The following is a 412-nucleotide window of genomic DNA, read 5'->3' on the forward strand; positions in this document are numbered from 1 at the left end:
ACCCTACAATCCCTCCATACACACTTCCTAATCACAACAAAAATCTCAGACTTAAACCCAACACCCCACAACCCCACCCCCCCCCCCCCCGCGCCACCGCCTCTAGTTTTTTAACCCAGACGACTGAATACGTCATTTCTTAAGGTGACTGGAGTGCAAACTTGTAATATTCCGATCGTTAGCTCAGTTGGGAGAGCATCGCCCTTATAAGGCTAGGGTCACTGCTTCAAGTCCAGTACGACCCACAATTCTTTGATTGGTGAATATTACAAGATGTATAATTGGGTGATTAGCTCAGTTAGAAAAATGAGAGCACCACCGATATTTACAAGTACCGGCGAAGTTCACTGGTTAAAGACCAGTACTATATATTTTAATAGTAGCTTTTTAATTTATATCTGGGTGATTTGGT

General features: G+C 43.2%; 1 tRNA gene. It reads left to right on the plus strand.

The annotated features are described in order from the left end of the window. Positions 1-175 precede the first annotated feature (175 nt). Positions 176-245 (plus strand) — tRNA-Ile (locus CWB76_RS19465). Positions 246-412 lie beyond the last annotated feature (167 nt).

The sequence above is a fragment of the Pseudoalteromonas sp. S1609 genome, from assembly GCF_005887255.1.
In the GTDB taxonomy this organism is placed as follows: Bacteria; Pseudomonadota; Gammaproteobacteria; order Enterobacterales; family Alteromonadaceae; genus Pseudoalteromonas.